Genomic DNA, 23,852 nt, shown 5'->3' with positions numbered 1-23,852 from the left:
GCCCGGTCCGACCAGCTGACTGATACGGCGTGGCCATCATGCATCTGCGCAGCTCGCGACGGCGGCCGGTGCGCACCGAGAAGCCACCGGCCCCGGCGCCGACCGAAGCCTTCGCATCACCACCGGCGGCGTCGGCACCGCCATGGCCCCAACCGGCCCCGGAACGCGCGTCCGTTGAGGGCGGCCCGGAACGGGAACCCCCGGACAGGGAGCCCGCGACCGAAGGACTCGGCCGCGGTCTGTGGGGCCCGCTGGCCGACCCCGCCATCCGCACCCGGCGCGTCGGGCTCAAGGAGTCGCTCCGCCGCTTCTGGCCGCTGACCAAGGGCGACCGGCGCTGGCTGCTCCTGGTCTGCCTGTGCGCCGTCGCCGCCGCGCTCACCGAGACCGCGGCCATCCTCCTCTTCGCCCAACTCACCGACCACGCCCTGCAGAAGGGCTCGGTCAGCGCCTTCTGGCAGCCGGCCGGGCTGTGGCTGACCGTGGCCGTCATCGGCGCGGTGGTGGGCTACCTCGGCAACTCGCTCGCCGCCTGGACCGCCGAGCGTTTCGTGATGCGCCTACGGGCCCGGGTCTTCGCCCATCTCCAGACGCTGCCGCCGCACTTCTTCCAGCGCAACCGGCGCGGTGACCTCGTCGAGCGGCTCACCGGTGACGTCGACGCCATCGAACAGCTGGTGGTCTCCGGGCTCGTCCAGGCGGCCACCGCCCTCTTCGGCGTCATCTTCTACGCCGGCGCGGCCCTCTGGCTGCGCTGGGACCTCGCGCTGGCCACGTTCGTGCTGGCACCGGTGTTCTGGAGCGCCACCCGCCGCTTCACCGGCCGGGTCAAGGAGGTGTCCCGCCGCGAGCGCGCGGCGGACGGCGCGATCACCTCGGTCGTCGAGGAGGGCCTGGTCAACGTCGTGCTCACCCAGGCGTACAACCGCCGGCACGAGGAGGAGAAGCGGCTGGACCGGCAGGCCCGCGCCTGGTTCCGGGCCTCGGTGACCAGCGCCCGCCTCAACGAGCTGTACGAGCAGATCGTCGAGCTGCTCGAAACGCTCTGCGTCCTGGCGATCATCGGCCTCGGCGCGTGGGAGATCTCCGCCGGCCGGATGACCCTGGGCCAGCTGCTCGCCTTCGCCGCGTTCATCGGCTACCTCTACCCGCCCATCCGCTCCCTGGGACAGCTGGGCCTCACCGCAACCGAGGCCACCGCCGGCTCCGAGCGCCTGCTGGAGATCCTCGACGCCCGCCCCGCGGTCACCGACCCGCCGCCGTCCCTCGTCGCCCCGCCGCGCTTCACCCGCGCCCTCGGCGAGGTCGAGGTCCGGCACGTCAACTTCCACTACCCCGACAGCCCCGACGAGGTCCTGCACGACCTCTCCTTCACCGCGGTCCCCGGCGAACTGCTGGTCCTCACCGGCCCCAGCGGCGCCGGCAAGTCCACCCTGGCCGCGCTGCTGCTGCGGTTCTACGACCCGGACACCGGCACCGTCCGCCTCGACGACATCCCCGTCCACCAGATGCCGCTCGCCCAGCTGCGCCGCAACATCACCCTGCTCCCCCAGGACACCCTCGTCCTGCACGACACCATCGAGGAGAACATCGGCTGCGGCCGCCCGCACGCCACCCACCAGGACGTGGTCCGCGCCGCCCGCGCCGCCGACGCCGACACCTTCATCTCCGCCCTCCCGGACGGCTACCGCACGGTCATCGCCCCGGGCACCGCCCGGCTCTCGGGCGGCCAGCTGCAGCGCGTCGCGATCGCCCGCGCCATGCTGCGCGACGCCCCCGTCCTCGTCCTCGACGAGCCCACGACGGGCCTGGACATCCTGGCCACCCAGCGCATTCTCGCCCCCCTGCGGCGCCTCGCGGAGGGCCGCACCACCCTCGTGATCTCCCACGACCTGGACCTCGCCACCGACGCCGACCGCATCCTCGTCCTCGACCAGGGCCGCCTCGTCGAATCCGGCACCCACCCCGAACTGCTGGCCCACAACGGCCTGTACTCCACGCTCTTCCACGCCCACCCGCCGGCCACAACGGGCAGCCGGCGCCGCCGCACCGCCTGGCGGGACAGCCGGGGGCGGGGCCCTGGCACGGCTGAGATGCGGGGGCGGGAGCGGCGCCACGGCGTCAGGAAGCGCCCGCCACCGCGGCGGCGCGGGCGGGGGAGCGGCACAAGGGCGCGGCCGGTGCCGGTGCCGGCGGTAGGGGCAAGGGCGCGGTACGTGCCGGAAGGGGCGGTCGGTTTCGGTGTCGGCACCCCGACCCGGTTCCATGGTTGGCCGCGTCCCCCTCCCGGACCACGGGACGGAGAGGACCCAACGGGCCGACAGGGCCCACCGGGCCGACAGGGCCCACCGGGCCGAGAGGGCCCACCGGGCCGAGAGGGCCCACCGGGCCGAGAGGGCCCACCGGGCCGAGAGGGCCCAGCGGAGCGAGAGGCAGACCACCCCCTGAACAAGCAGTACGCCCTGCCCGCGCTCACCGGCCCGCCCATGCTGCCCGCGCTCCCCGCGGAGATCCTCTCCGTCGCGCTGCTGGTCCTGGTGCTGGTGTGCGCCGTGGCCCGGCCCTTCCGGCTGCCGGAGGCGGCGGTCGCGGTGCCCGCCGCCGTAGTGGTCGTCGGCACCGGGGCGCTCTCCCTGGCCCACGCGCACGAGGAGGCCCGGCGCCTCGGCTCGGTGATCTGGTTCCTCGCGGCCGTACTGGTGCTCGCGCGGCTCTGCGACGACGAAGGGCTGTTCCGCGCGTGCGGGGCCTGGACGGCGAGGGCGGCGGCCGGCCGGCCCCGGCGGCTGCTCGCCGCGGTCTTCGGCCTGGCGTCCGCCATCACCGCGGTGCTCAGCCTCGACGCGACGATCGTGCTGCTCACCCCGGTGGTCCTCGCCACCGCCGCGCGGATGGGCGCCCGCGCCAAGCCGCACGTCTACGCCTGCACCCACCTCTCCAACACCGCGTCGCTCCTGCTGCCCGTCTCCAACCTCACCAACCTGCTCGCCTTCGCCGCCAGCGGCCTGAGCTTCACCCGCTTCGCGGCGCTGATGGCCCTGCCCTGGCTCGCGGCCATCGCCGTCGAGTACGCGGTCTTCCGCCGCTTCTTCGCCACGGACCTCGACGCGGGGGTCACCGACCCGGACGCGGGGGGCACGGACCCGGACGCGGCGGCCACCGCCCTCGACGTGACGGCCACCGACGTCGACGCGGCGGCCACCGCCCCGGGCGCGCAGACCGCCGTGGAACCCCCACTACCGCTGTTCCCGCTGCTCACCGTGGCCGGCACGCTGGCGGGCTTCCTCCTCGCCTCGGCCGTGGGCGTGGACCCGGCCTGGGCGGCGACCGCCGGCGCCCTGCTGCTCGCCGTACGCGCCCTGATACGGCGGCGCACCACCGCCCTCGGCCTCCTCAGGGCCGCCTCGCTGCCGTTCCTCGCCTTCGTCCTCTCCCTGGGACTCGTGGTCCGCGCGGTCGTCGACAACGGCCTGGCCGCCGGCCTGAGCCACCTGGTCCCGGGCGGAACCCCCGGCGGACACCCCACCGCCCTCCCCACCCTCCTGGCGCTCGCCGCACCCGCCTCGGCCTCCTCACGGTGCCCGCCGCGCTCACCCTCACCCTCGCGGTCGTGGCTCTGTGGGGGGCACTGCACTTCTCCTGACCGGGCGGGCCGCGGGAGACCGCAGGAGACCGCAGGTCACCGGCCGTTCCGCGGCTCACCCTTCCTTCGGGCCGAGGTCGGCGAGTGCGGCTCCCAGCCGTCGTGCGCCCTCGGTCAGCTCGGCGTGATCGGCGGTCGCGGCGAAACCGAGACGCAGGTGGGCCGCGGGCGGCTCGGTGGCGAAGTAGCGACTGCCGGCGCTGACGGCGACGCCGCGTTGCCGCGCGGCGCCGGTGAGGACGGTGTCGTCGACGCCCGGTGGCAGGCGAACCCACAGGTGCAGCCCGCCCGTGGGCAACCCGGCCAGGGTCGCACCGGGAACCTCCTGGGCGACCGCGGCGGCCAGTACGGCGCACCGCTCCCGCAGCGCCGTACCGAGAGAGCGGACGTGCCGCTCCCAGGACGGGGAGCTGAGCACCTCCAGCGCGGCCTCCTGGAGCGGGCGGGTGACGAAGAAGTCGTCGACCAGGCGCACCGCCCGCATGCGCTCCATGACCGGTCCGCGGGCCACCAGCGCCCCGATCCGCAGGCTCGGGGCGGCGGGCTTGGTGAGTGAGGTGACGTGCACGACCGTGCCGTCGCGGTCGTCGGCGACCAGCGGCCGCGGCACCGCGCCGCCGTGTCCCAGGTGCCGCGCGAAGTCGTCCTCCAGGACGAACGCGCCCGAGGCGCGCGCCACATCGAGGATCTGGTGGCGCCGTGCGGGCTCCAGCACGGCGCCGGTCGGGTTCTGGAAAGTGGGCTGGCAGTAGAGCAGTCGCGCGCCGGTCATCGCGAACGCGTCGGCCAGCATGTCGGGCCGCAGGCCGTCGGCGTCGAGCGGTACCGGAACCGGCCGCAGCCCCGCGGCGCGGGCGGCGGCCAGCGCCCGGGGATAGGTGGGGGACTCCACCAGGACCGGGCTGCCGGGCCCGGCGATGGCCCGGAACGCGATCGACAGGGCACTCTGTCCGCCGGCGGTGACGAGCACGTCCTCCGGCGCCACGCTGCCGCCGACGATCCCGGCGAACACGGTGCGCAGCGCCGTCAGGCCGCCGGCCGGGGCGCGGTCCCAGGCGTCCGGACGGCGGGCCGCCCGCGCGAGCGCCGCGCTCAGGGCCCGGGTGGGCTGGAGCGAGCGGTGCACGTAGCCGCCGTCCATCGTGATCGTCCCGGCCGGTGGCGGGCCGAGCGGGTCGGCGATCAGGTGGGTGTCGACGGCGCGGTCGGTGAGGGCGACCGTCTGCCAGTCGGTGTCCGGGCCGCCGCCGGCCGCGTCGCGCAGCCGGTGGCGCTGCGCCGCGAACGTCCCGCTGCCCGGACGGGTCACCACCGCGCCCTCGGCGGCCAGCGCGGCGATGGCCCGCGCCACCGTCGCCGGGCCGACCCGGTACTCCTTGATCAGTTCCCGGCTGCTCGGCAGCCGGTCGCCGGGCGACATCCGGGAGACCAGCGTACGGAGACTGTCGGCCAACTCCCCAGAAGTGCTACCGTCATTCATGAGAGATCACAATAGCGCTTCTGGTTCGGGTCAGGAAGCACTTCAGCTCGACGTCGCCGCTCTGCGGGCCGAGACCCCGGGGTGCCGCCGGGTCATCCACTTCAACAACGCGGGCTGCGGACTGATGGCCCTGCCCGTGACGGACGCGATGATCGGCCATCTCAACCTCGAAGCCCGGATCGGTGGTTACGAGGCGTCGGCCGCCCGGGCCGCCGAGGTCCGCGGCTTCTACACGGAGATCGCCGCCCTCATCAACACCGCGCCCGGCAACATCGCCTTCGCGGGCAGCGCCACCCACGCCTACGCCAACGCCCTGTCCTCGATCCCGTTCGAGGCCGGCGACACCATCCTCACCACCCGCGACGACTTCATCTCCAACCAGATCGCCTTCCTCTCCCTGCGCAAGCGGTTCGGCGTACGTATCGTCCACGCGCCCAACGCCCCGGAGGGCGGGGTCGATGTGGCGGCGATGGCCGCGCTGATGCGGACCCACCGCCCCCGCCTGGTGTCCGCCACCCATGTCCCCACCAACTCGGGACTGGTCACACCCATCGCCGAAATCGGCCGCCACTGCCGGGAGTTGGACCTGCTCTACCTGGTCGACGCCTGCCAGTCGGTGGGCCAGTTCGGCCTCGACGTGGCGGAGATCGGTTGCGACCTCCTCACCGCCACCTGCCGCAAGTTCCTCCGCGGCCCGCGCGGCTCCGGATTCCTGTACGTGTCCGACCGCGTCCTGCGCGCCGGCTACGAACCGCTGTTCATCGACATGCACGGCGCCCGCTGGACCGAGCCGGGCGGCTACCGGCCCGTGGAGACGGCGGCCCGGTTCGAGGAGTGGGAGTTCCCGTACGCCACGGTGCTCGGCAGCGCCGCCGCGACGCGCTATGCCCGCAAGGTGGGCATCGAGGCCATCGAGCGGCGCACTCCGGCGCTCGCGGCCCGGCTCCGCGACCGGCTCGCGCCCATCCCCGGGGTGCGCGTGCTCGACCGCGGCCCGCGCCTCGCCGCGCTCGTCACCTTCGGCGTGGCGGGCTGGCAGCCGCAGCCGTTCAAGGCGGCCCTGGACGCCCGCGGCATCAACTCGGCGCTCAGCTTCCGGGAGTTCGCGCAGTTCGACTTCGGGACAAGGACGTCGACTGGTGCCTGCGCCTGTCGCCGCACTACTACAACACCGAGGAGGAAGTGGACCACGTCGCGGACGCGGTCGCGGAGCTCGCCGGCCAGGGACGGCGATGACCGCCACACAGGCCCGCACCGGGGAACCGGCCACGGAAAGCCTCTGGCGCAACGGCGACTTCCTCAGGTTCTGGTGCGGCGAGACCCTCTCGCTCCTCGGTACCCAGGTCACGAACCTCGCGCTGCCGCTGACCGCGCTCAACGCCTTCCACGCCACCGACGAGCAGCTGGGCGTCCTGCGGTTCCTGCAACTCGTCCCGTACCTCGGGCTCGCCCTGGTCTTCGGGGTGTGGGCGGACCGGTCCCGACGGCGCCGCCTCATGCTCGGCGCCAACCTCGTCCGGATGCTCCTGCTGGCCCTCGTCCCCGTTCTGTACTGGACGGACGCGCTCGGCCTGGTCCCGCTGCTGGTGATCGCCTGCACCGTCGGCGTCGCCTCGGTGCTGTTCGACGTGAGCTGGATGTCGTACGTCCCCACGCTCGTACGCGACCCCCGCCACTACGTCGAAGCCGGCGCCAAGATGGGGATGAGCTCATCGGCGGCCGATGTGGCGGGGCCCGGGCTCGCGGGCGTCCTGGTCGGCGCCCTGACCGCACCCGTGGCGCTGATCGTCGACGCGTTCTCCTATCTGGTGTCGCTGATCTCGTTGCTGCTCATCCGCACGCCCGAGCCGCGCCCCGAACCGCCGGCCGCACGACGGCACCTGCCGACCGAACTCCGGGACGGCTTGCGCTGGGTACTGAGGAACCCGGTCCTGCGGTCGCTGGCCCTGATCGGGTTCTGCTGCAACTTCTCCATGATCACCGTGTGGACGATGTTCCTGCTGTACGGAACGCGCGACCTGCACCTGGACTCGACGACTCTCGGCGGCATCCTCGCCACCGCCTCCGTGGGCGGCCTGATCGGCGCGGCGATCTCCCGCAAGGTCATCCGGCGCTTCCGGCTCGGCCTCGTCTACCTCGTCGCCCAGTCCGCCCTCCTCATCGGCCCGGCGCTGATCGCCCTGGCCGCCGGCCCCAGACCGGTGATGCTGGGGATGTTCGTCCTCTCCTTCTTCACCACCTACCTCGGACTCGGCGTCGCCGGCGTCCTCATCGTCAGCCTCCGCCAGGCCAGTACCCCGCCGTCGATGATGGGCCGGATGACGGCGGCCTTCCGCACCCTGCTGTTCGGCGGCGGCGCCCTCGGCGGCCTGGCCGCGGGCCTCCTCTCCGGCCGGATCGGCGCCCACGGCGCACTGGCCGTGGCGGCAACCGCCTCCGCCGCCGTCCTGATCCCCCTCGCCCTGTCCCCGGTGACCCGCCTACGCGACCTGCCACCACCACCGGAAGACCCCGGTGCGCCGCCGCGAGCGGACGAGCGGGCCGCCGGCTGAGAACGAGAACCACGAAGGGCCCGACCGCAAACCGGTCGGGCCCTTGGGCTGCTGCTGGGCAGGCGCGGAGAGCCGCCGTCACCCCGCGATCCGGGCTCCGAACTCCGGCCACCCGCTCGTCGGCAGACCGACCGTTCCCCGGGGGGCTACTGGTGCTTCCCGCCGCCGCTCCCCTCGCTCGGCTGGCCGTTCCCGGTCGGGTTGTGCGTGCTGCCGGGGTTGGCGTCGGGCGTGGCGTTGCCGCCGGCGTTCCTCGCCGCGCCGTTGCCGGCGTTCGCGGCGCCCTTGCCGGGTTTGCCCGTGCCGGCCGGCCCGCTCGGCGCGCCCGTCGCCCGCGTCAGCTGCGCGGAGCAGTACGCGGCGACCTTGTCCTTTCCGCCGGCGGCCGCGACGAGCCGCTTCCAGGCCGTCGCATCGAGGGCTTTGCCGTGCCCTTCGACCTGCTTGTAGGCGCGGCAGTGGGCCTCGGTGTCCCGGGCGCGGGAGAGGCGGTCCGTGGGGCCGGGGCGGCCGGAGGGCGACGGCGAGGCCGTACCGCCCGGCCGGCTCGGGGCCACCGCAGAGGGGTGCGTGCTCCCCCGACCGGTACCGGCACCGTCGGTGGACGAGCCGGCCGAACCGACGGCCGCGACCGCGACACCGCCCAGCGTGAGGCCGGCGAACACCACGCCGAACGTCAACCGTGCCGGGCGCCGGACCCGCCGCTCCTCGCGCGGCCGCCAGTCGTCCCGGCGCCGGGTCCGTGCCCGGCGCCCGTCCGTGCCGTGACCGGCCGCCCGGAAGGCGGCCAGGGCCCGCTGCTCGGCCTCGGGATCGGGGCGGTGCGTGCGTAGGGCGGCGCCCAGCACCGTTTGCAGCGTCGCGGAGTCAGGCGCGTCCGGCGGGCCGGACACGCTGCCGTCAGGGTGCCCATGCCGGTGACGGGCCGGTGCTCCGTCGCCGCTCAGCCGTTCACCCATGTCCGCTTCCGTTCTCGTCCGACCGTTTCGATCCGTCGAGGTGCCGGGCTCGACGCCTTTCGGCCGTCCACTGTCGCCCTCGTCGTTCATTCCGACTTCCCCAGCGTTCGGGAAGCCCCATCCGTCACACCCTCGTCCGCCTCGCCGCCGACACCCAGCTGGCGGGCGAGACGCTTCAGGCCCCGGTGGGCGGCCGTGCGCACCGCTCCCGGGCGCTTGCCGAGGATGCGTGCTGCGGCAGGACCGTCCAGACCCACGACGACCCGCAGGAGCACCGCCTCGGCCTGGTCACGCGGCAGTCGGCGGACCAGCTCCAGGGCGTGCTCGGTGGAGAGGGATTCCAGGGCCTGGTCATGGGTGTCGTGCGGTCCGGGCAGGTTCAGCACGTCCTGTTCGGTCCCGCCGGCCCGGGGCCGCACGCGCTGGCGGCGCAGGTGGTCCAGTGCCCGGTGCCGGGCGATGGCCGCGGTCCAGCCGCGGAACCCGGCCCCGTCCCCCTGGAAGCGTCCGAGGTCGCGGGCTATCTCCAGCCAGGCGTCGGAGGCCACGTCCTCCGCGTCCGCACCGACCAGCCCGTGCAGATAGCCGAGCAGGCCCGGCTGCACGAGCCGGTAGGCCACCGCGAAGGCGGCCTCGTCGCCGTCCTGGGCCTGCGCGACCGCTGTGCCCAATTCCCCGTCGTACGTCTTCGCGCGCCGGGGTTGCCCTGCCTGGCCCAAGACTGTCCTCGTTCGCACCGGGTTCATTGCGGGTCCGTGTCGGCCTCCGTGCTCCGGTCGTCACGGCGGTTCCCATGGTGAACAGCGTCCGCCCTCACAAAAGTGTCACGACGTCCAGGGGTCCTTCACGTCGCTGCAGCGTGGGCAGGGGTGTAACACTTCCGGCCGCGTGCGCTCTCTTCATGCGGGCGACCGCGTCGGTCGGCCAGGACAGGGGACACGACTCGTGCGGTGGACGGACGGAAGCGGAGCGGTGTACGGCGAGGATCCGTACGGCGGCGCCGGCTACAGCTATGCCTATGGCCACGAGCCTGCCTATGGCCACGAGCCCGTCTACGGCCACGAGCCCGCCTACGGGGGCGCGTACGGAGGGGGCGTCACGGGCGTCACCACCGGCACGGCCGCCCCGCCGGCCTGGAACGAGGTAGCGCCCGCGCCGTGGACGCACCGGACGGCGCAGGCCACGACGGCATGGGACGACTACCCGCACGGTGACGTCCTGACGGCCGAGCTCCCGGCGTTCGGCACGGACCAGCTCCCGGTGTCCGACACAGCGCAGTTCCCGGTGTTCGACGCGCCCGATCACCCCGTGCCGGCACCCGACGAGCCCCAGAGCGAGTCGGCGCGGCCCGTCTTCGTCGACTCCTCGGGGCGACGCCAGCGCCGCGTGCTCCGCGCCGCCCGGCTGCTGGTGATCCCCGCCGGCGGCTATGTCGCCGTGCTGATCAGCACGATGCTGGGCGGCCCCAGCATCAGCTCTCCGTTCGTCCCGCACGCGGACTCCGCGCACTCGGCCAGGCCCACGGCGACCGCACCCGACCCCTCGACCGGCACCGGACACCCGGCGCGGAGCGCGAGCCCCACCGCGACGGACTCCGGCACCGCGGGGCGGAAGACCCCCGGCCCCACCGGCCGGCCGACAGCCTCCGCCGGCCCGGTGGCCCCGTCCCGGCCCACGGCCGCGCCGTCCACGACCGCCGCCCCCACCAGGGCCGCCACCCCCGCCCCCAAGGGGCGTGCCCTCGGCTCGTCCCACAAGCCCGTGAAGTGACCCAAGGCCCCGACGTGACCGACCGCCGACACCGCAACGCTCCTGCCCGCCGCCACGGCCGCACCCGCCGGATCACCCCCCGCGCCCACTGGCTCCTGCTGAGCGTGCTCGTGGTGACCCTGTCGACGGCCCTCCTGCTCCAGGGCTACACCCACCACATGTTCAAGATCACCTCGGACGCCGTGACCGGTGCCCGGGGACGGCACGAGGCGGTGCCCGGTCGGGTGACCCACGGCGGCCCCGTGATCGCGGACGCCGCCACCTCCGCGCACACCGCCCGGGTCAAGGACCGCACCCTCGCCCTCACCTTCGACGACGGCCCCGACCCCGTCTGGACGCCGCGCATCCTGGACGTACTGCGCCGCAACCACGTGCACGCGACGTTCTTCGTCGTCGGGACCCAGGTCGTGGCCCACCCGGAGCTGGTCCGCCGGATCGTCGCCGAGGGCCACCAGATCGGCATCCACACCTTCACCCATTCCGACCTGGCCCACCTCGCCCCCTGGCAGCGTTCCCTGGAGCTGCGGGAGACGCAGCTGGCGGTGGCCGGCGCCGCGGGGGTCACCACCGCACTGCTCAGGCCGCCGTACTCCTCGGAGAACGACGCGCTGAACGACGCCGACTGGTCCGTCCTCCGGCAGGCGGACACGGCCGGCTACGTCACGGTGCTCGCCACCCGGGACGCCGAGGACTGGCAGCGCCCCGGAGTGCACCGTGTCCTCGCCCACGCCACACCCCACGGCCACGCCGGGCAGATCGTGTTGATGCACGACGGCGGCGGTGACCGCTCACAGACCGTCGCCGCGCTGGGCGCCCTGATCCCGAGGCTCAAGGCGCAGGGCTTCCGGTTCGCCACGGTCGGCGCCTCGGTCGGCATGGCCGCGCCGGTCCGGCCCGCCGGGCCCGGCGACCATCTGCAAGGCGTGGCCCTCATCGGGCTGCTGCAGGGGGGCGACTGGACCGTGTGGATGCTCGGCGTGCTGATGTACGCGGCCGGAGCGATCAGCGTGCTGCGCGCGGCGGTCGTGCTGATCGCGGCCCGCCGGCACCGGCGGCTGCGGACGGGCCCCCGCGGCCGGTCCTGGGGGCCGCCGGTGACCGAACCGGTCAGCGTCATCGTGCCCGCGTACAACGAGAGCGCCGGGATCGAGGCGGCCGTGCGCTCACTGCTCGCCTCGGACCATCCGGTGGAGATCATCGTGGTGGACGACGGTTCCACCGACGGCACCGCCGACCTGGTGGAGTCGCTCCACCTGCCGGGGGTGCGGGTGATCCGGCAGCAGAACGCGGGCAAGCCCGCCGCGCTCAACACGGGGCTCGCCGCCGCCGCGTGCGAGCTGGTGGTCATGGTCGACGGCGACACGGTCTTCGAATCCGACACCGTCCGCACGATCGTGCAGCCCTTCGCCGATCCCCGGGTGGGCGCCGTCTCGGGCAACGCCAAGGTCGTCAACCGCGGTGGCCTGCTGGGCCGTTGGCAGCACATCGAGTACGTGGTCGGTTTCAACCTCGACCGCCGCCTGTTCGACCTCGCCGAGTGCATGCCGACCGTCCCTGGGGCGGTCGGCGCGTTCCGCCGCCGGGCGCTGCTCGCCCTCGGCGGCGTCAGCGACGTCACCCTCGCCGAGGACACCGACCTCACCATGGCGCTGTGCCGCGCCGGCTGGCGCGTGGTGTACGAGGAGGGCGCGGTGGCCTGGACGGAGGCGCCCGCGTCACTGAACGCCCTGTGGCGGCAGCGGTACCGCTGGTGCTACGGAACCCTGCAGGCGATGTGGAAGCACCGTGGCGCCTTGGTGCAGCGCGGCGCTGCCGGGAAGCTCGGCCGCCGCGGCCTGGTCTACCTCCTCCTCTTCCAGGTCCTGCTGCCCCTGCTCGCCCCCGTCGTGGACATCTTCGCCCTGTACGGGCTGCTCTTCCTCGACCCGGTCCGGATCATCGGGCTCTGGCTGGCCTTCCTGCTGCTGCAACTCCTGATGGGCCGCTACGCGTTCCACCTGGACGGGGAACGGCCCGGCCCGCTGTGGAGCCTGCCGTTGCAGCAGTTGGTCTACCGGCAGCTGATGTACCTGGTGGTGATCCAGTCCGTCTTCACCGCCGTTTCGGGCTCCCGCCTGAGATGGCAGCGGATGGAGCGGTACGGCAGCCTGCGGGCCCCGGCGGGCGCCGAGGCGCCCGGCCACGGTCTGCCCGGGCAGGATCCCGCCCCCGTGCAGCCGGCGCCGTACGAGGCCCTGCCGCAGCCGGCGCCGTACGAGGCCCTGCCGCAGCCGGCGCCGTACGAGGCCCCGCCGCAGCCGGCGCCGTACGACCCCTTCCACCAGCCGGAGGTGTACGCCGACTTCCACCGGCCGGCACCGTACGACCGCTTCCACCGGGCGGAACCCCACGACGTCCCTCCGCAGCCCCCACCTCACCACGGCTACCGGTAACCCCCACCCCCATCGATTTCCGGCAGCCCGCACCACACGACATCACGCACTCGCACCGAGTCGCACCGAGTTCTACCGAGTTCTACCGAGAGGACCGTGATCCGAGCCCATGAGCGGACACCGGCGCCGACCGTCGCAGCAGTCCCGTGGCGGCACGCCTGCCGAGGGCGTCCGCACCACGGGCCACCGCCCCTCGCGGCACCGGCCCCACGGACCGGGCACGTCACGCCGTGCCCGGAGAACGGCGCCGGAGAAGGGGCCGGAGAAGAGACGGTGGATCGACTACCCGCACCGGGGCAGGACGGGCCCGCGCCGCTGGCTGCCGTCGATGCGGCAACTGCTGGCGCTCTTCCTGTTCTTCTTCGGCGGCACGGCGGCGGCCGTCGGCTATGCCTACGCCACGGTCACCATCCCCGACCCCAACCCCTCGACCCTGCTGCAGAACAACGTCTACTACTGGTCGGACGGCAGGGTCCTGGCGACCGACGGCAGCGTGAACCGGCAGAACGTCCCGCTCTCCCAGGTCCCCGCCGACGTGCGGTGGGACTTCATCGCCGCGGAGAACGCCTCCTTCTACACCGACCCGGGCATCGACCCGCAAGGCGTCCTCCGCGCCGTCGTCCACATGGCCGAGGGCGGCACCGTGCAGTCCGGGTCGACGATCACCCAGCAGTTCGTCAAGAACACCTACCTGGACCAGTCGCAGACGGTCTCGCGGAAGATCAGGGAACTGCTGATCTCCACCAAGATCGGCGCCGCCATGAGCAAGCAGCAGATCCTCCAGGGGTATCTGAACACGTGCTTCTTCGGCCGGCAGGCCAACGGCATCCAGGCCGCGGCCCGCATGTACTACGGCCTTCCGGTGCAGAAGCTCAATGCGAGCCAGGGCGCCTTCCTCGCCGCGGCGGTCAACGAGCCGAGCCTCTTCCAGCACGCGGACTCCGACCCCACGGCCCGGGCGAAGGCGCGGGCACGCTGGTCCTGGGTGCTCGACCGGATGGTGAAGATCGGCAAGCTGACGCCGGGCGAGCGGGCACGGTACGCGGCCGCGGGATTCCCGGCACCCAGGAAGTGGACCCTCGGCTCGGGTCTCCCGGGCCAGACCGGCTACCTGGTCCAGCTCGCCCGGTCGTACGCCGAGGCACACGACCCGACGATCACCGACAGCAGCCTGAGCAGGGGCGGTTACCAGATACACACCACCTTCGACAGGAAGCGGACCGCGGAGCTGGCCCGGGCCGTCGCCAAGGTCCGCGCGCAACGCCTCGACCCCGCCCACCGGTCGGTCGACCGGGACGTCCAGGTCGGCGCCGCCTCCGTCGACCCCACGACCGGCAGGATCCTCGCCGTCTACGGCGGCCCCGGCTACGCCCACGCCCACTACTCGGACAACGCCGACACCTCCGGCGTCCCGGTGGGCTCGACGTTCAAACCCGTCGTCCTCGCCGCCGCGCTCCAGCACCGGGCGGTCCTGCGACCCGGCAGGCCCCCGGTGCCGATCACCCCTGCCAGCAAGTTCAACGGTGACGACGGCATCAAGATCAAGGACCGGCAGGGCGACTACGTCACCGACGACAAGGACCCCACCGGCCTCCTCCACCAGCACAACGACACCCCCCGGCGGTGGGGCTACATCTCCCTGCGCAAGGCGATGGAGCAGTCGGTCAACACGCCGTACGTGCAACTGGGGGAGGACGTCGGCCACCGGAACGTGGCGGGGACGGCGCAAGCCCTCGGCCTGCGCCGCAGCAGCCTCGCCGCCCCCAGTGCCGGCTTCTACATCGGTACCTCGACACCGAGCGCCATCCGCATGGCGGGTGCCTACTCGACCTTCGCCGCCTCCGGTATGCGGGCCACCCCCTACTCGGTGACCAAGGTGACCCACAACGGCTCCGCACTGCCCGGCTTCACCGCCCCCGCCCCCGTACGGGCACTGCCGCCGGCCGTCGCCGACAACGTGACCGACGTCCTCCGGGGCGTGATAGCCCGGGGCACCGGCACCAAGGCCAGGGCCCTCGGCAGGACGGCCGCGGGCAAGACCGGTACCACCGACGACTACCACTCGGCCTGGTTCGTCGGCTACACCCGCCAACTGGCCACCTCCGTGGTCCTCTTCCGCGAGGACGCGTCCCACCCCCAGCTCCAGTCCCTGGTGGGCGTCGGCGGCCTGCAAAAGGTGTTCGGCGGCGACATCCCCACCGAGATCTGGACCCGGTACATGAGCGACGCCCTCGCCGGCCTCCCCGACACCCCCTTCCCCGCCCCCGCCCCCCTCGGCCACGGCGCCGACGAGCCGGGCCTCCCCACACCCTCCCCGACCACCACCCCCGCCAGGAAGGGCGGAAAGGCCGGCACGCCCGACAGAACCGGCAAGCACGGCAAGGGAGCGACCACCGCTCCCACCCCCACGCCGTACGCACCGACAACGAGCCCCAAGTGCCGCCACCACAAGTGCCGGTGACCGCGAGCGTGCACTCTCTGGTGCCCGTTTCCACGCCCGGGTGTCAGTGGCTGCTGTTAGCGTCCGGCCGTTCTGGAGGGCTGGATGGGGAGGGATCGCATGGGCGCGTCGGGGTGGAACTATTCCGTGCCGTATCAGGAGGATCTCGTCGGGGCATTCGAGGGGCTGCGACGGACGGTCTTCGAGAAGCGGGAGTACTACTGGGGCCCTGGTGCCGACTGGTGGCCGGAGGAGGAGCGGCTGCCGTGGCCGAAGACCATGGACGAGCTGTGGGAGCACGAACTCGTCCAGCACGACGGGACGCACTCGATCCTCGACATCTTCCGGATCATCGGGCCGGATGAGGAGCCGGACTACGGCACCCTGAAGCAGGTGACCGAGGAGGAGGCGCTGCGTGTCCTGGGCACGCGGAGGCCCACCCGGGCTCACGTGCCGCGCTTCGAGGAATTCGACTACTGGCGCTGGTACGGCCGGTGCGCCGTGCTCCACGACGATGAGGGCGCACCGCAGGAGATCTACTTCTGGGGCTACTCCGGCGACTGAGCCGACCCACCGGACTGCAGCCGGCAAAGTCAGCGGGCGGGCCGTGCAAACGGCCCGCCCTCTGGGCCGCCCCGCGCCATGGAACGGGCCGCCCCGCGCTCTGCGTCTCGACCCGGCCGCTGGTGCGCAGGCGGGGTCAGTCGTGGGGGCTCTCCGGCCACGACCCCCGCACGGCATAGAGCGCTCCGCCCACGAGGAAGGCGCCGGCTGCGACTGCCCATGCGGCGGACTGCGGCCCCGGTTGCACGGGCCAGGCCCAGATCGTGGCGGCCCGGCCGGGGACGCCCTCGCCTGCCAAGGACACCGCGCCGAGATACGCGACCGTCGGCAGCCAGCTCAGCCGGGGCCGATCACCGTGGCGGCCGCCGCAGTGATCCCCACCGCCCCTGCGAGGTTGCGGACCATCACGGGGGCGCCGAACTCCTGCGTGTGCCCTGGCACGGCGAGCGCAAGTGTGCCGGCGGCGAGGGTGGTCAGTGCCAGCAGATGGGCCAGCCGCCGGGGTCGCGCGGGGCGCGCGGCCGTCCGGTCCAGCTCCGCGGAGTGCTGACGCAGGCTGGTGCCGATCGCCGCCGCGGCGAGTATCGGCGCGAGTACCACCAGCGGCACGTGCCGGAACGGGTCGGTGGAGGCGTTCAGCCGGTGCGCGCAGACGGCGGCCAGGAGCGCGGTGCCGAGGAGCGTGGCCACGGTGAGCGGCAGGGCACGCGAGCGGCAGTAGAGGACGAGTCCGTATGTCGGTGAGTAGGCGGCTGTTCTGGGCCTCACAGGGTGGGCACCCCGCTCACGTCGCAGCGGCCGGCGGTCGCGAAGTAGCGGCCGAGCCATGCGCGCCGCTGGTCGTCGCGCATGGCCGACAGGTGGGACAGCGCCCGTGCGCCGGCTTTGGCGTCGGCGGCTGCCGTCGCGTCGCCCCACTCGCGGGCAGTCTCCTGCACGGTCTGCCGTCTGCGCTCACTGAGGCTGTTGGAGACCAGCCAGTCCCGTACGGCGTCGTCGGTCCGCTGGGTCGGGAAAGTGTCGCAGTCGCGCGACGTCAGCGCTGCCGCGGCCTCCCACGCGAACTGCTCCGGTTCGGCCAGCGCGCCACGGACGACGCTCTGACCGAGGTAGAGCGTGGGCAACTCCACCTCGCCGCTGCGGGGGCACGGTGCAGGTCCTCGAAACGGGTGGGGGCGTTCGCCACTCCGTCGAGCCGGCTGGTGATCCCCGACAGGGCGCGCGAGACCTCCGGCAACAGGCCGCGGTTCAACGCGTTGACGCACACGCGCGGAGACGAGTCGTTACACACCTGCGCCTTCCCGGCGGGATCCAGGTGCCACATGTCCTCGCCCGTCCGCATGAGGGCACGGCCGCGGCGGCCGCGACGGCCAGGGCAGGCAGCGCGGCGTACCAGTGACGGCGGGCGGCGTACGAGATGACGGCTGCAGTGGCGAGACCGGCCGTCCACGCTGCCATCGCCAACGGCTGCCACCAGACCGGCAGTGCGTCGCCACCGCCGCCGTGGGTCGTGGCCGGGCTGAGGAAGCGGAGCGCTGACTTCTGGTGTGTGGGCAGCGCGAGTGCCACATAGGCGAAGCCGGCGACGGCCAGCGCGGCCAACCGCCACCGCACGAGCCGTCCGACGACCATTCCACCCGTCGTCATCGCGGCCAGGAACATCGCGTCCGCTGCCGGCAGGGAGGCGTGCGGCCGGCCTGACGAGACGTACGGCCAGGTGGCCGCCAGTGTCCCGGCCGCGACGAGTACGAATCCGGCGAGAACGCCGAGTACCACCGGCGCCGCCGACACCAGGAACTGCGCGAGCGGGCCCCTGGTGCCGGAGACCCGCAGCTCCGTCGTGCGTGACCGGTGCTCCCGGCCGCCCTGCCAACACCCGGCGGCTGCGGCCAGGGGACCGCCGAGCAGGACGGCCGCGCTATGCAGTTGCAGCTGCGTGTGGCCCCAACTTCCCTGCCAATAAGCTGCCTTGGCTGCCAGTGGCGGAGCGAGAGTGAGGAACGCCGCGAGCGCGGCCCAGCGGGCAGGGCCGCTGTGCACCTCGGCGTACAGCGGGTGGTGAGTGCGGCGCTCCGGCTGCGGGGTGCCGGCGACGGACGGCCGGGAAAGGGTCGGCGTGCTCATCGGCGTGCTCCTGCGGTGGTTGCCGCCTCGGCGCGGTGGCCGCGCAGGGCTGCCGTGTAGCCGCGCTCCATGGCGTTGCCGCCGATTGCCGCGCCGTCCACGCTCTCGCCGAGCTCGGCGAGTGAGGTGGGCGTACCGCGATAGGCCACCTGTCCGGATTCGACGAGGGTCACCTCGGTGCACGCCGCGGCCACGTCCTCCACCAGATGGGTGGAGACGACAACCGTGCTCTCGCCGCCCAACTCCTGGAGCAGTGAGCGGAATTCGACCCGCTGTTCAGGGTCCAGTCCGGCGGTCGGTTCGTCGAGCAGCAGCACGGCCGGATCGTTGACGATGGCCTGCGCGATACCGACCCGCCGCACCATGCCGCCCGACAGCGTCTTCACCTTGGCATCGATGCGGTCCGTGAGCCCGACCCGCGCGACGGCACGCTCGACCGCCGCCCCGGCCTCGGCGCCCGGCATCTCCTTCAGCCAGGCCACGTACGCGACGAACTCCCGCACGGTGAAACCGGGGTAATACCCGAAGTCCTGTGGCAGGTAGCCGAGTCTGCGCCGGGCCGCCGCCAGCTCTCGGTGGCCGGACAGGTCGTGACCCAGCAGTTCCACGCGTCCGCCATCAGGGCGGGCGACCGTGGCCAGTACCCGGATCAGGGAGGTCTTGCCGGCGCCGTTCGGGCCGAGCAACCCGTGCACTCCGGGGCCGAAGTCGAGGTCGATGCCGTCAAGGGCGACGGTCCTGCGGTGCCGGACGGTCAGTCCGGTGATGCTTATGGTGGCCGTGGTGGTCACGGATTCTCCAGACGGTCGAAACGCAGGCCCCGGCCGGAGCCCGGGCTGAAGTCGAAGGAACGGCGGCGCAGGGCGAGCACACCCGCGCAGAGCGCGGCGGCCACGGCCCAACCACCTTGTACAGAGCCCCCGGAGAGGTACTGCGCCAGCTGCTCGGCGAGCGCGGTCACCGGGAGAGTCCTGCCGTCACCGCCACTGTCTCCCCCGCCGTCGCCGGACACCGAGAACACGGGCAGCAGTACTGCGAACGTCCAGCCTGCGGCGACGATCCCAGTGGCGGTCCGGCACCCGACGTACGAGCCGAGCGCGAGAGCTCCCAGCGCCAGCGCCAGCGCCGGCAGTAGCCAGGCCGCGGCGCCGGGCATCCCTGGGGGGCCCGGCAAGAAGGCGCCCACTGCCGTGAGCAACGGCAGGCTCACCCCGAGAACAGCGGCGGTCCTGGTAAGGAGAAGACGCAGGCCGCCGGACGGCGTCGTGGCGCTGATCTCGTACATCGGATCGGCACGCGGCCCGTACGAGAGCGCGACGCCGGCGAGCGGCAGCACGGGGGCGAGCGCGAGCAGCAGGGACGCGCGCCGTCGAACCCGGCTCCGTAGGCCAGTCCTGCGGCTGCGGCACACACCAGCAGCAGCGCGACGACCCACGGTCCCCGCAGTGCCGGCCCGGCGGCCCAGAGCGCGCGGCCGAGTCGACGGGTGAGGGAGGGAGAGGGGTGGCGGGCGGCGCCCGTGGCCTCGTGCGCCTCCGCTTCCGCAATCGCGAGCAGCACCGATCCCCGTATCTCTGCCAGTACCGCCGTCGCGCCTCCCGTCGCGCCGACCGCCCTCGACACCGTGGTCGCGCACGGGGTGCATGCCTCCAGATGCCTCTCCAGGGACCACGCGGCGGGCTCGGGGAGGGACCCGTCCGCGTAGCGCGCGCTCATCACCGCGTCCACATGCCATGCCGAGGCGGCGGCATCCCGCCCCCTCCCACCCGGGTGTTCGTCTTTCCACGTCATGCGAGGTCTCCCAACGGCATGCCACCATCGGACAATTGAGACAAGAGGGTGCGGAGTTCGCGGCGGGCCCGCATTGCCCGGGTCTTCACCGTGCCCTCGGGTATCCCGAGCAGAAGCGCGGCTTCGCGTGTGGTGAGCCCGTCGACGACGGTGGCGCGCAACACCTCGCGCAGCTCCGGGGAGATCCGGTCGAGAGCGGTGCCCACTTCCCCGTACTCAAGCCCGGCCAGGACCCGGTCCTCGGCGGACGGCGCGGCCGCCACCGGCTCGTACTCGACCCGCTCGGCCCGTGCCTGGGCTCGCTGCGCGTCCACCAGCCGCCGCGCCGCGATCACCCACAGCCAGCCGCCGCACTCACCGCCCCGGTAGGTACCGGCGGACCGCCACACGGTGACAAAAGTGTCCTGAAGGACCTCGCGCACGGTCTCCGGATCCCCGCACCGCCGTGTCAGCCGCGCGTGCAGCCAACCGGCGTGCCGGTCGTAGAGCGTGGCCAGCGCAGCCTGATTCCCCCGGGTCACGGCACGCAGCAGCACCGCGTCGTCATCCCGGTCTCGGTCTGCCCCCATGGGGCGGAACAGTCTCACGCCCCCTCTATCGCTCGGCGGACCGCACCTGGTTCATGAGGCACGCGGAAAAGGGCGCTGAACGAGGACTTACCTCCGCATCCGGAAGAACCGCCTGCGTCCGAAGTGCGAGCACGGCCGCGGTGACAGACGCGCCCGGAGGCCCGGCTGATGCTGCTGGGCGTCCCGGACCGGGGCGTCGACCAGATCATGGGGTGGGAGCCGGGCGGCGCCGCGAGGATGCGCGCGGTACCTCCACGTGCCGGACCACCTGCTCAAGGAGGTGGCCCAGAAGATCGGAACGGCGATCTGGGGAGCCCCGGAAACAGCCCTTGTGGACAAAGACGCAGGACAACGAGGGCTGAGGAACGTCGAAGGGCCCCACCGCGAACGGTGGGGCCCTTCGACATCGTGCCCGGTGAGAGCACTGGCGGAGGATACGAGATTCGAACTCGTGAGGGGTTGCCCCCAACACGCTTTCCAAGCGTGCGCCCTAGGCCACTAGGCGAATCCTCCGCCGCAAACAATACAAGACGTTGGGGAGTGCTCGCGAACATGATCCGGGGGCGGGGGCCGGGAGGGGGGTGGATGAGGGTCGGCGCGGGGGACGGGTTCGTGGGTTGGGGGTGGGATCCGCTAGGGTGGGTCGCAGCCCCTCACGTGGCGCTATCTGACTGAACTCCCCCAGGGCCGGAAGGCAGCAAGGGTAGGTCGGCTCTGGCGGGTGCGTGGGGGGCGCTTGCGTTTGGGGCGCCTGCGTTTGCGGGGCAGGTCGATCGGGGGAGGGCGATCGGGCCGGTCGATTGTCGGTGGGGGCCGATATCGTCGTAAGCGTGTCGTCCCTTGCGCTGTACCGCCGCTACCGCCCCGAGACCTTCGCCGAGGTCATCGGGCAAGAGCACGTGACCGATCCGCTGCAGCAGGCGCTGCGGAACAACCGCGTCAACCACGCGTATCTGTTCAGCGGTCCGCGCGGCTGCGGCAAGACGACCAGTGCGCGGATCCTGGCCCGGTGCCTCAACTGTGAGGAAGGTCCCACTCCGACGCCCTGCGGGACGTGCCAGTCGTGCGTGGACCTGGCCAGGAACGGGCGGGGCTCGATCGATGTGATCGAGATCGACGCGGCGTCCCATGGTGGTGTCGACGACGCGCGTGAGCTGCGGGAGAAGGCGTTCTTCGGGCCGGCCAGCAGCCGCTACAAGATCTACATCATCGACGAGGCCCACATGGTGACCTCGGCGGGCTTCAACGCGCTGCTGAAGGTCGTCGAGGAGCCGCCGGAGCATCTGAAGTTCATCTTCGCCACGACCGAGCCCGAGAAGGTCATCGGGACGATCCGGTCGCGGACCCATCACTATCCGTTCCGGTTGGTGCCGCCGGGGACGCTGCGCGAGTACCTGGGACAGGTCTGCGGGCAGGAGGACATCCCGGTCGAGGACGGTGTGCTGCCGCTGGTCGTACGGGCCGGGGCCGGGTCCGTGCGGGACTCGATGTCGGTGATGGACCAGCTGCTCGCCGGGGCGGGTGCCGACGGTGTGACGTATGCCATGGCCACGGCCCTGCTCGGGTACACCGACGGCTCGCTGCTGGATTCCGTCGTGGAGGCGTTCGCCGCGGGGGACGGGGCGGCGGCGTTCGAGGTCGTGGACCGGGTCATCGAGGGCGGGAACGACCCCCGGCGGTTCGTGGCCGATCTGCTGGAGCGGCTGCGGGACCTGGTGATCCTCGCGGCGGTGCCGGACGCGGGGGAGAAGGGGCTGATCGACGCCCCCGCGGACGTCGTGGAGCGGATGACGGCGCAGGCCTCGGTGTTCGGGGCGGCGGAGCTGAGCCGCGCCGCCGACCTGGTCAACACGGGGCTGACGGAGATGCGGGGCGCGACCTCGCCGCGGCTCCAGCTGGAGCTGATCTGTGCGCGGGTGCTGCTGCCCGCGGCGTACGACGACGAGCGGTCGGTGCAGGCGCGTCTGGACCGGCTGGAGCGGGGCGCGGGCGCGGCGCTGCTGGGCGGAGCGGGCGCGGGCGGCCCCGGTGGCATGCCCGGCGCCCCCGGTGCGGGTCCCGGAGGTGAGCCGGCGCCCGTCGCGGCGTCCGGTGGCGGGCCCGCGGCCGGGTACGTACCGGGTCCGGAGGCGCATCCGCCGATGCCGGCGCCCGGCGGCCCGTCGGGGCCGGCTGCCGCGCGTGCCGCGGTACGGGGCACGGGGGCGCCCGCCGCTCCCTCGGCTCCTGCTGCCGCCCCCGGCGCCGGTTGCCCCGGCCGCGGGTGGCGTACAGGGCGGCGAGGGCGCGGCCCCGCCGGCCGGTGGGCCGGCCGCCGGCCGTGAGGGTGGTCCGGCGCGGCCCGGGCGTGGCCCGGCGGGACGGGCCGGGGCGGGGCGGGCACGGCTGCCGGCGCCGGTCCTGGTGGCGCCGCCTCCGGTGGTGAGGCGCCCGGTGGCGCGGCCAACGGCAGTGGCGCGGGCAACGGCGGCGAAGCCGGCCAGGGCAGTGGCACCGGTGGTGCGGCGCGGCAGCCCGGGGGCTGGCCGACGGCCGTGGCGCCGGGGCAGGGCGGCGGCCAGGTGCCGGCGCCGCAGGCCGGCAGGACCCCCGCGGGGCCGCCGGCCGCGAGCGGCCCGGCGGGTGGCGCGCCCGGTGGGGCTTCCGGGCCCGGACCGCAGGCCGGTGGGCCGGCTCCGGGGGCGGCGCAGGGTGCCGCCCAGGTGCGCCAGATGTGGCCGGACATCCTGGAGGCGGTGAAGGCCCGCCGGCGCTTCACCTGGATCCTGCTGAGCCAGAACGCCCAGGTCTCCGGCTTCGACGGCACGACCCTGCAGATCGGCTTCCCCAACGCCGGGGCCCGCGACAGCTTCGCCAACGGCGGCAGCGAGGACGTGTTGAAGGACGTCCTGGCCGAGCGGTTCCAGGTGCAGTGGCGGGTCGAGGCGATCGTCGACCCGTCCGGCGGCGCCAATCCGCCGGCCGGTGGCGCACCCCGTAGCGGGGGCGGCGGCTTCGGCGGGGCGCCGGCGCAGCCGTCCGCACCCCAGGCACCGTCCTCGCAGGGCGGCCCGGCGGCGTCCGGCGGGGCGTACGGCCAGGGCGGCGGCCCGGCCGGTGGGCCCGGCGGCGGTGCCGGTGGTGGCGGTCAGGGCGCCCGGATGGCGCGGGAGGCGGTGGCCCCGTCCGCGTCCGCGGGCGGCGCCTCGGGCGCACCCGCCGTGGAGCCCTCGTACACCCCCGAGCCCCCGCCGATGTCGATCGAGTACGACATGCCGGCCGAGGACGACCCCGACCTCGTCGACTCCGCGCTGAGCGGGCACGACCTCATCGTCCGCGAGCTGGGCGCGACGGTGATCGAGGAGTTCACCAACGAGTAGGGCACCCACGGCCCAGGAGTGGTTGACCGACGAGTGGTTCAACAACGAGGGTCCGGCGATGCGTGGGCCGGAAAAGGCCCGGGAGAGGGCAGGGAAAGGGACGGAAATCGGCGGCAGAAACCGCGGGAGAAACGGCGGGGCGCACGGCGGGAAGAGCGGTGCGTAGGGG

Annotated in this window: 14 protein-coding genes, 1 tRNA gene, 1 other RNA gene and 6 pseudogenes; 11 read left to right on the top strand and 11 right to left on the bottom strand. The window is 73.6% G+C overall.

Annotated features, from left to right (window positions below):
* Positions 1-38: 38 nt before the first annotated feature.
* Both OJ254_RS07800 and OJ254_RS07795 read left to right on the top strand, forming a co-directional pair.
* Positions 39-2,006: pseudogene (locus tag OJ254_RS07800) on the top strand (ABC transporter ATP-binding protein); the annotation flags it as partial.
* 480 nt (positions 2,007-2,486) lie between these two features.
* Positions 2,487-3,566 (top strand): annotated as a pseudogene (locus OJ254_RS07795) (SLC13 family permease); the annotation flags it as partial.
* Positions 3,567-3,698: 132 nt separating this feature from the next.
* Here the strand turns inward: OJ254_RS07795 and OJ254_RS07790 are convergent.
* The gene (locus tag OJ254_RS07790; protein WP_265361760.1) at positions 3,699-5,123 is read right to left on the bottom strand and encodes an aminotransferase-like domain-containing protein; all 1,425 of its coding nucleotides are present in this window, start codon (positions 5,121-5,123) and stop codon (positions 3,699-3,701) included.
* On the opposite strand from OJ254_RS07790, the pseudogene OJ254_RS07785 reads away from it, so the two are divergent.
* Together OJ254_RS07785 and OJ254_RS07780 are read left to right on the top strand one after the other, a co-directional pair.
* Positions 5,122-6,141: pseudogene (locus OJ254_RS07785) on the top strand (aminotransferase class V-fold PLP-dependent enzyme); the annotation flags it as partial. The gene OJ254_RS07790 and the pseudogene OJ254_RS07785 sit on opposite strands and share 2 nt — an antisense overlap.
* Positions 6,142-6,355: 214 nt before the next feature.
* Complete coding sequence (locus tag OJ254_RS07780) at positions 6,356-7,675, top strand: MFS transporter (RefSeq protein ID WP_265361759.1); 1,320 nt, start codon at positions 6,356-6,358, stop codon at positions 7,673-7,675.
* A gap of 146 nt (positions 7,676-7,821) precedes the next feature.
* On the opposite strand, the gene OJ254_RS07775 is transcribed toward OJ254_RS07780, so the two are convergent.
* Both OJ254_RS07775 and OJ254_RS07770 read right to left on the bottom strand, forming a co-directional pair.
* Positions 7,822-8,523 (bottom strand): hypothetical protein, encoded by a 702-nt coding sequence (locus tag OJ254_RS07775; RefSeq protein ID WP_265361758.1) that lies wholly within the window; start codon positions 8,521-8,523, stop codon positions 7,822-7,824.
* A gap of 197 nt (positions 8,524-8,720) precedes the next feature.
* Positions 8,721-9,353 (bottom strand): RNA polymerase sigma factor, encoded by a 633-nt coding sequence (locus OJ254_RS07770; RefSeq protein WP_265361757.1) that lies wholly within the window; start codon positions 9,351-9,353, stop codon positions 8,721-8,723.
* A 253-nt stretch (positions 9,354-9,606) separates the two neighbouring features.
* Here OJ254_RS07770 and OJ254_RS07765 point away from each other — a divergent pair, with 253 nt between their 5' ends.
* From OJ254_RS07765 to OJ254_RS07750, 4 genes are all read left to right on the top strand, one after another.
* Entirely contained in the window at positions 9,607-10,404 is a 798-nt protein-coding gene (locus OJ254_RS07765) for a hypothetical protein (protein ID WP_265361756.1), read from the top strand.
* A 14-nt stretch (positions 10,405-10,418) separates the two neighbouring features.
* Positions 10,419-12,836: a glycosyltransferase gene (locus OJ254_RS07760; protein ID WP_265361755.1), complete on the top strand. Its 2,418-nt coding sequence runs from the start codon at positions 10,419-10,421 to the stop codon at positions 12,834-12,836.
* Between the two features lie 328 nt (positions 12,837-13,164).
* Positions 13,165-15,297, top strand: coding sequence for a transglycosylase domain-containing protein (locus OJ254_RS07755; RefSeq protein WP_265361754.1), 2,133 nt, complete (start codon positions 13,165-13,167; stop codon positions 15,295-15,297).
* A gap of 126 nt (positions 15,298-15,423) precedes the next feature.
* On the top strand, positions 15,424-15,840 hold the full coding sequence (locus OJ254_RS07750) for a hypothetical protein (protein WP_265361753.1): 417 nt from the start codon (positions 15,424-15,426) through the stop codon (positions 15,838-15,840).
* Positions 15,841-16,176: 336 nt separating this feature from the next.
* Here the strand turns inward: OJ254_RS07750 and OJ254_RS07745 are convergent, their stop codons facing one another.
* The 7 genes and pseudogenes from OJ254_RS07745 to OJ254_RS07720 form a co-directional block, all read right to left on the bottom strand.
* Positions 16,177-16,608: a hypothetical protein gene (locus OJ254_RS07745; RefSeq protein ID WP_341483579.1), complete on the bottom strand. Its 432-nt coding sequence runs from the start codon at positions 16,606-16,608 to the stop codon at positions 16,177-16,179.
* Positions 16,605-16,964 (bottom strand): hypothetical protein, encoded by a 360-nt coding sequence (locus tag OJ254_RS07740; RefSeq protein WP_265361752.1) that lies wholly within the window; start codon positions 16,962-16,964, stop codon positions 16,605-16,607. Before OJ254_RS07740 ends, OJ254_RS07745 begins: the two co-directional genes overlap by 4 nt.
* A gap of 124 nt (positions 16,965-17,088) precedes the next feature.
* Entirely contained in the window at positions 17,089-17,964 is an 876-nt protein-coding gene (locus OJ254_RS07735) for a hypothetical protein (RefSeq protein ID WP_265361751.1), read from the bottom strand.
* Positions 17,961-18,731, bottom strand: a complete 771-nt coding sequence (locus tag OJ254_RS07730; protein WP_265365089.1) for an ABC transporter ATP-binding protein — start codon at positions 18,729-18,731, stop codon at positions 17,961-17,963. The genes OJ254_RS07735 and OJ254_RS07730 overlap by 4 nt, the downstream gene beginning before the upstream one ends.
* 20 nt (positions 18,732-18,751) lie before the next feature.
* Positions 18,752-19,300: a hypothetical protein gene (locus OJ254_RS30960; protein ID WP_341483792.1), complete on the bottom strand. Its 549-nt coding sequence runs from the start codon at positions 19,298-19,300 to the stop codon at positions 18,752-18,754.
* A gap of 326 nt (positions 19,301-19,626) precedes the next feature.
* Positions 19,627-19,680, bottom strand: a pseudogene (locus OJ254_RS30955) (hypothetical protein); the annotation flags it as partial.
* Between the two features lie 71 nt (positions 19,681-19,751).
* Positions 19,752-20,324 (bottom strand): RNA polymerase sigma factor, encoded by a 573-nt coding sequence (locus OJ254_RS07720; protein ID WP_265365088.1) that lies wholly within the window; start codon positions 20,322-20,324, stop codon positions 19,752-19,754.
* A gap of 165 nt (positions 20,325-20,489) precedes the next feature.
* Here OJ254_RS07720 and OJ254_RS07715 point away from each other — a divergent pair.
* A pseudogene (locus tag OJ254_RS07715) lies at positions 20,490-20,686 on the top strand (site-specific integrase); the annotation flags it as partial.
* A gap of 63 nt (positions 20,687-20,749) precedes the next feature.
* Here the strand turns inward: OJ254_RS07715 and OJ254_RS07710 are convergent.
* A tRNA-Ser gene (locus tag OJ254_RS07710) sits at positions 20,750-20,837 on the bottom strand.
* 131 nt (positions 20,838-20,968) lie between these two features.
* Between OJ254_RS07710 and ffs the strand changes: the two genes are divergently transcribed.
* An RNA gene (gene ffs, locus OJ254_RS07705) (signal recognition particle sRNA small type) lies at positions 20,969-21,067 on the top strand.
* A gap of 87 nt (positions 21,068-21,154) precedes the next feature.
* A pseudogene (locus OJ254_RS07700) lies at positions 21,155-23,683 on the top strand (DNA polymerase III subunit gamma and tau).
* Positions 23,684-23,852: the final 169 nt, after the last annotated feature.

The sequence above is a fragment of the Streptomyces endophytica genome (assembly GCF_026153355.1).
Taxonomy (GTDB): domain Bacteria; phylum Actinomycetota; class Actinomycetes; order Streptomycetales; family Streptomycetaceae; genus Streptomyces; species Streptomyces endophytica.
This window is presented reverse-complemented; position numbering and strand designations above follow the sequence as displayed.

Excerpts from the sequence above, each read along its gene's own strand:
- OJ254_RS07755 (WP_265361754.1), top strand. The coding sequence starts at position 13,165 with ATGCGGCAACTGCTGGCGCTCTTCCTGTTCTTCTTCGGCGGCACGGCG.
- OJ254_RS07720 (WP_265365088.1), bottom strand. The coding sequence starts at position 20,324 with ATGGGGGCAGACCGAGACCGGGATGACGACGCGGTGCTGCTGCGTGCC.
- OJ254_RS07790 (WP_265361760.1), bottom strand. The coding sequence starts at position 5,123 with ATGAATGACGGTAGCACTTCTGGGGAGTTGGCCGACAGTCTCCGTACG.
- OJ254_RS07780 (WP_265361759.1), top strand. The coding sequence starts at position 6,356 with ATGACCGCCACACAGGCCCGCACCGGGGAACCGGCCACGGAAAGCCTC.
- OJ254_RS07735 (WP_265361751.1), bottom strand. The coding sequence starts at position 17,964 with ATGAGCACGCCGACCCTTTCCCGGCCGTCCGTCGCCGGCACCCCGCAG.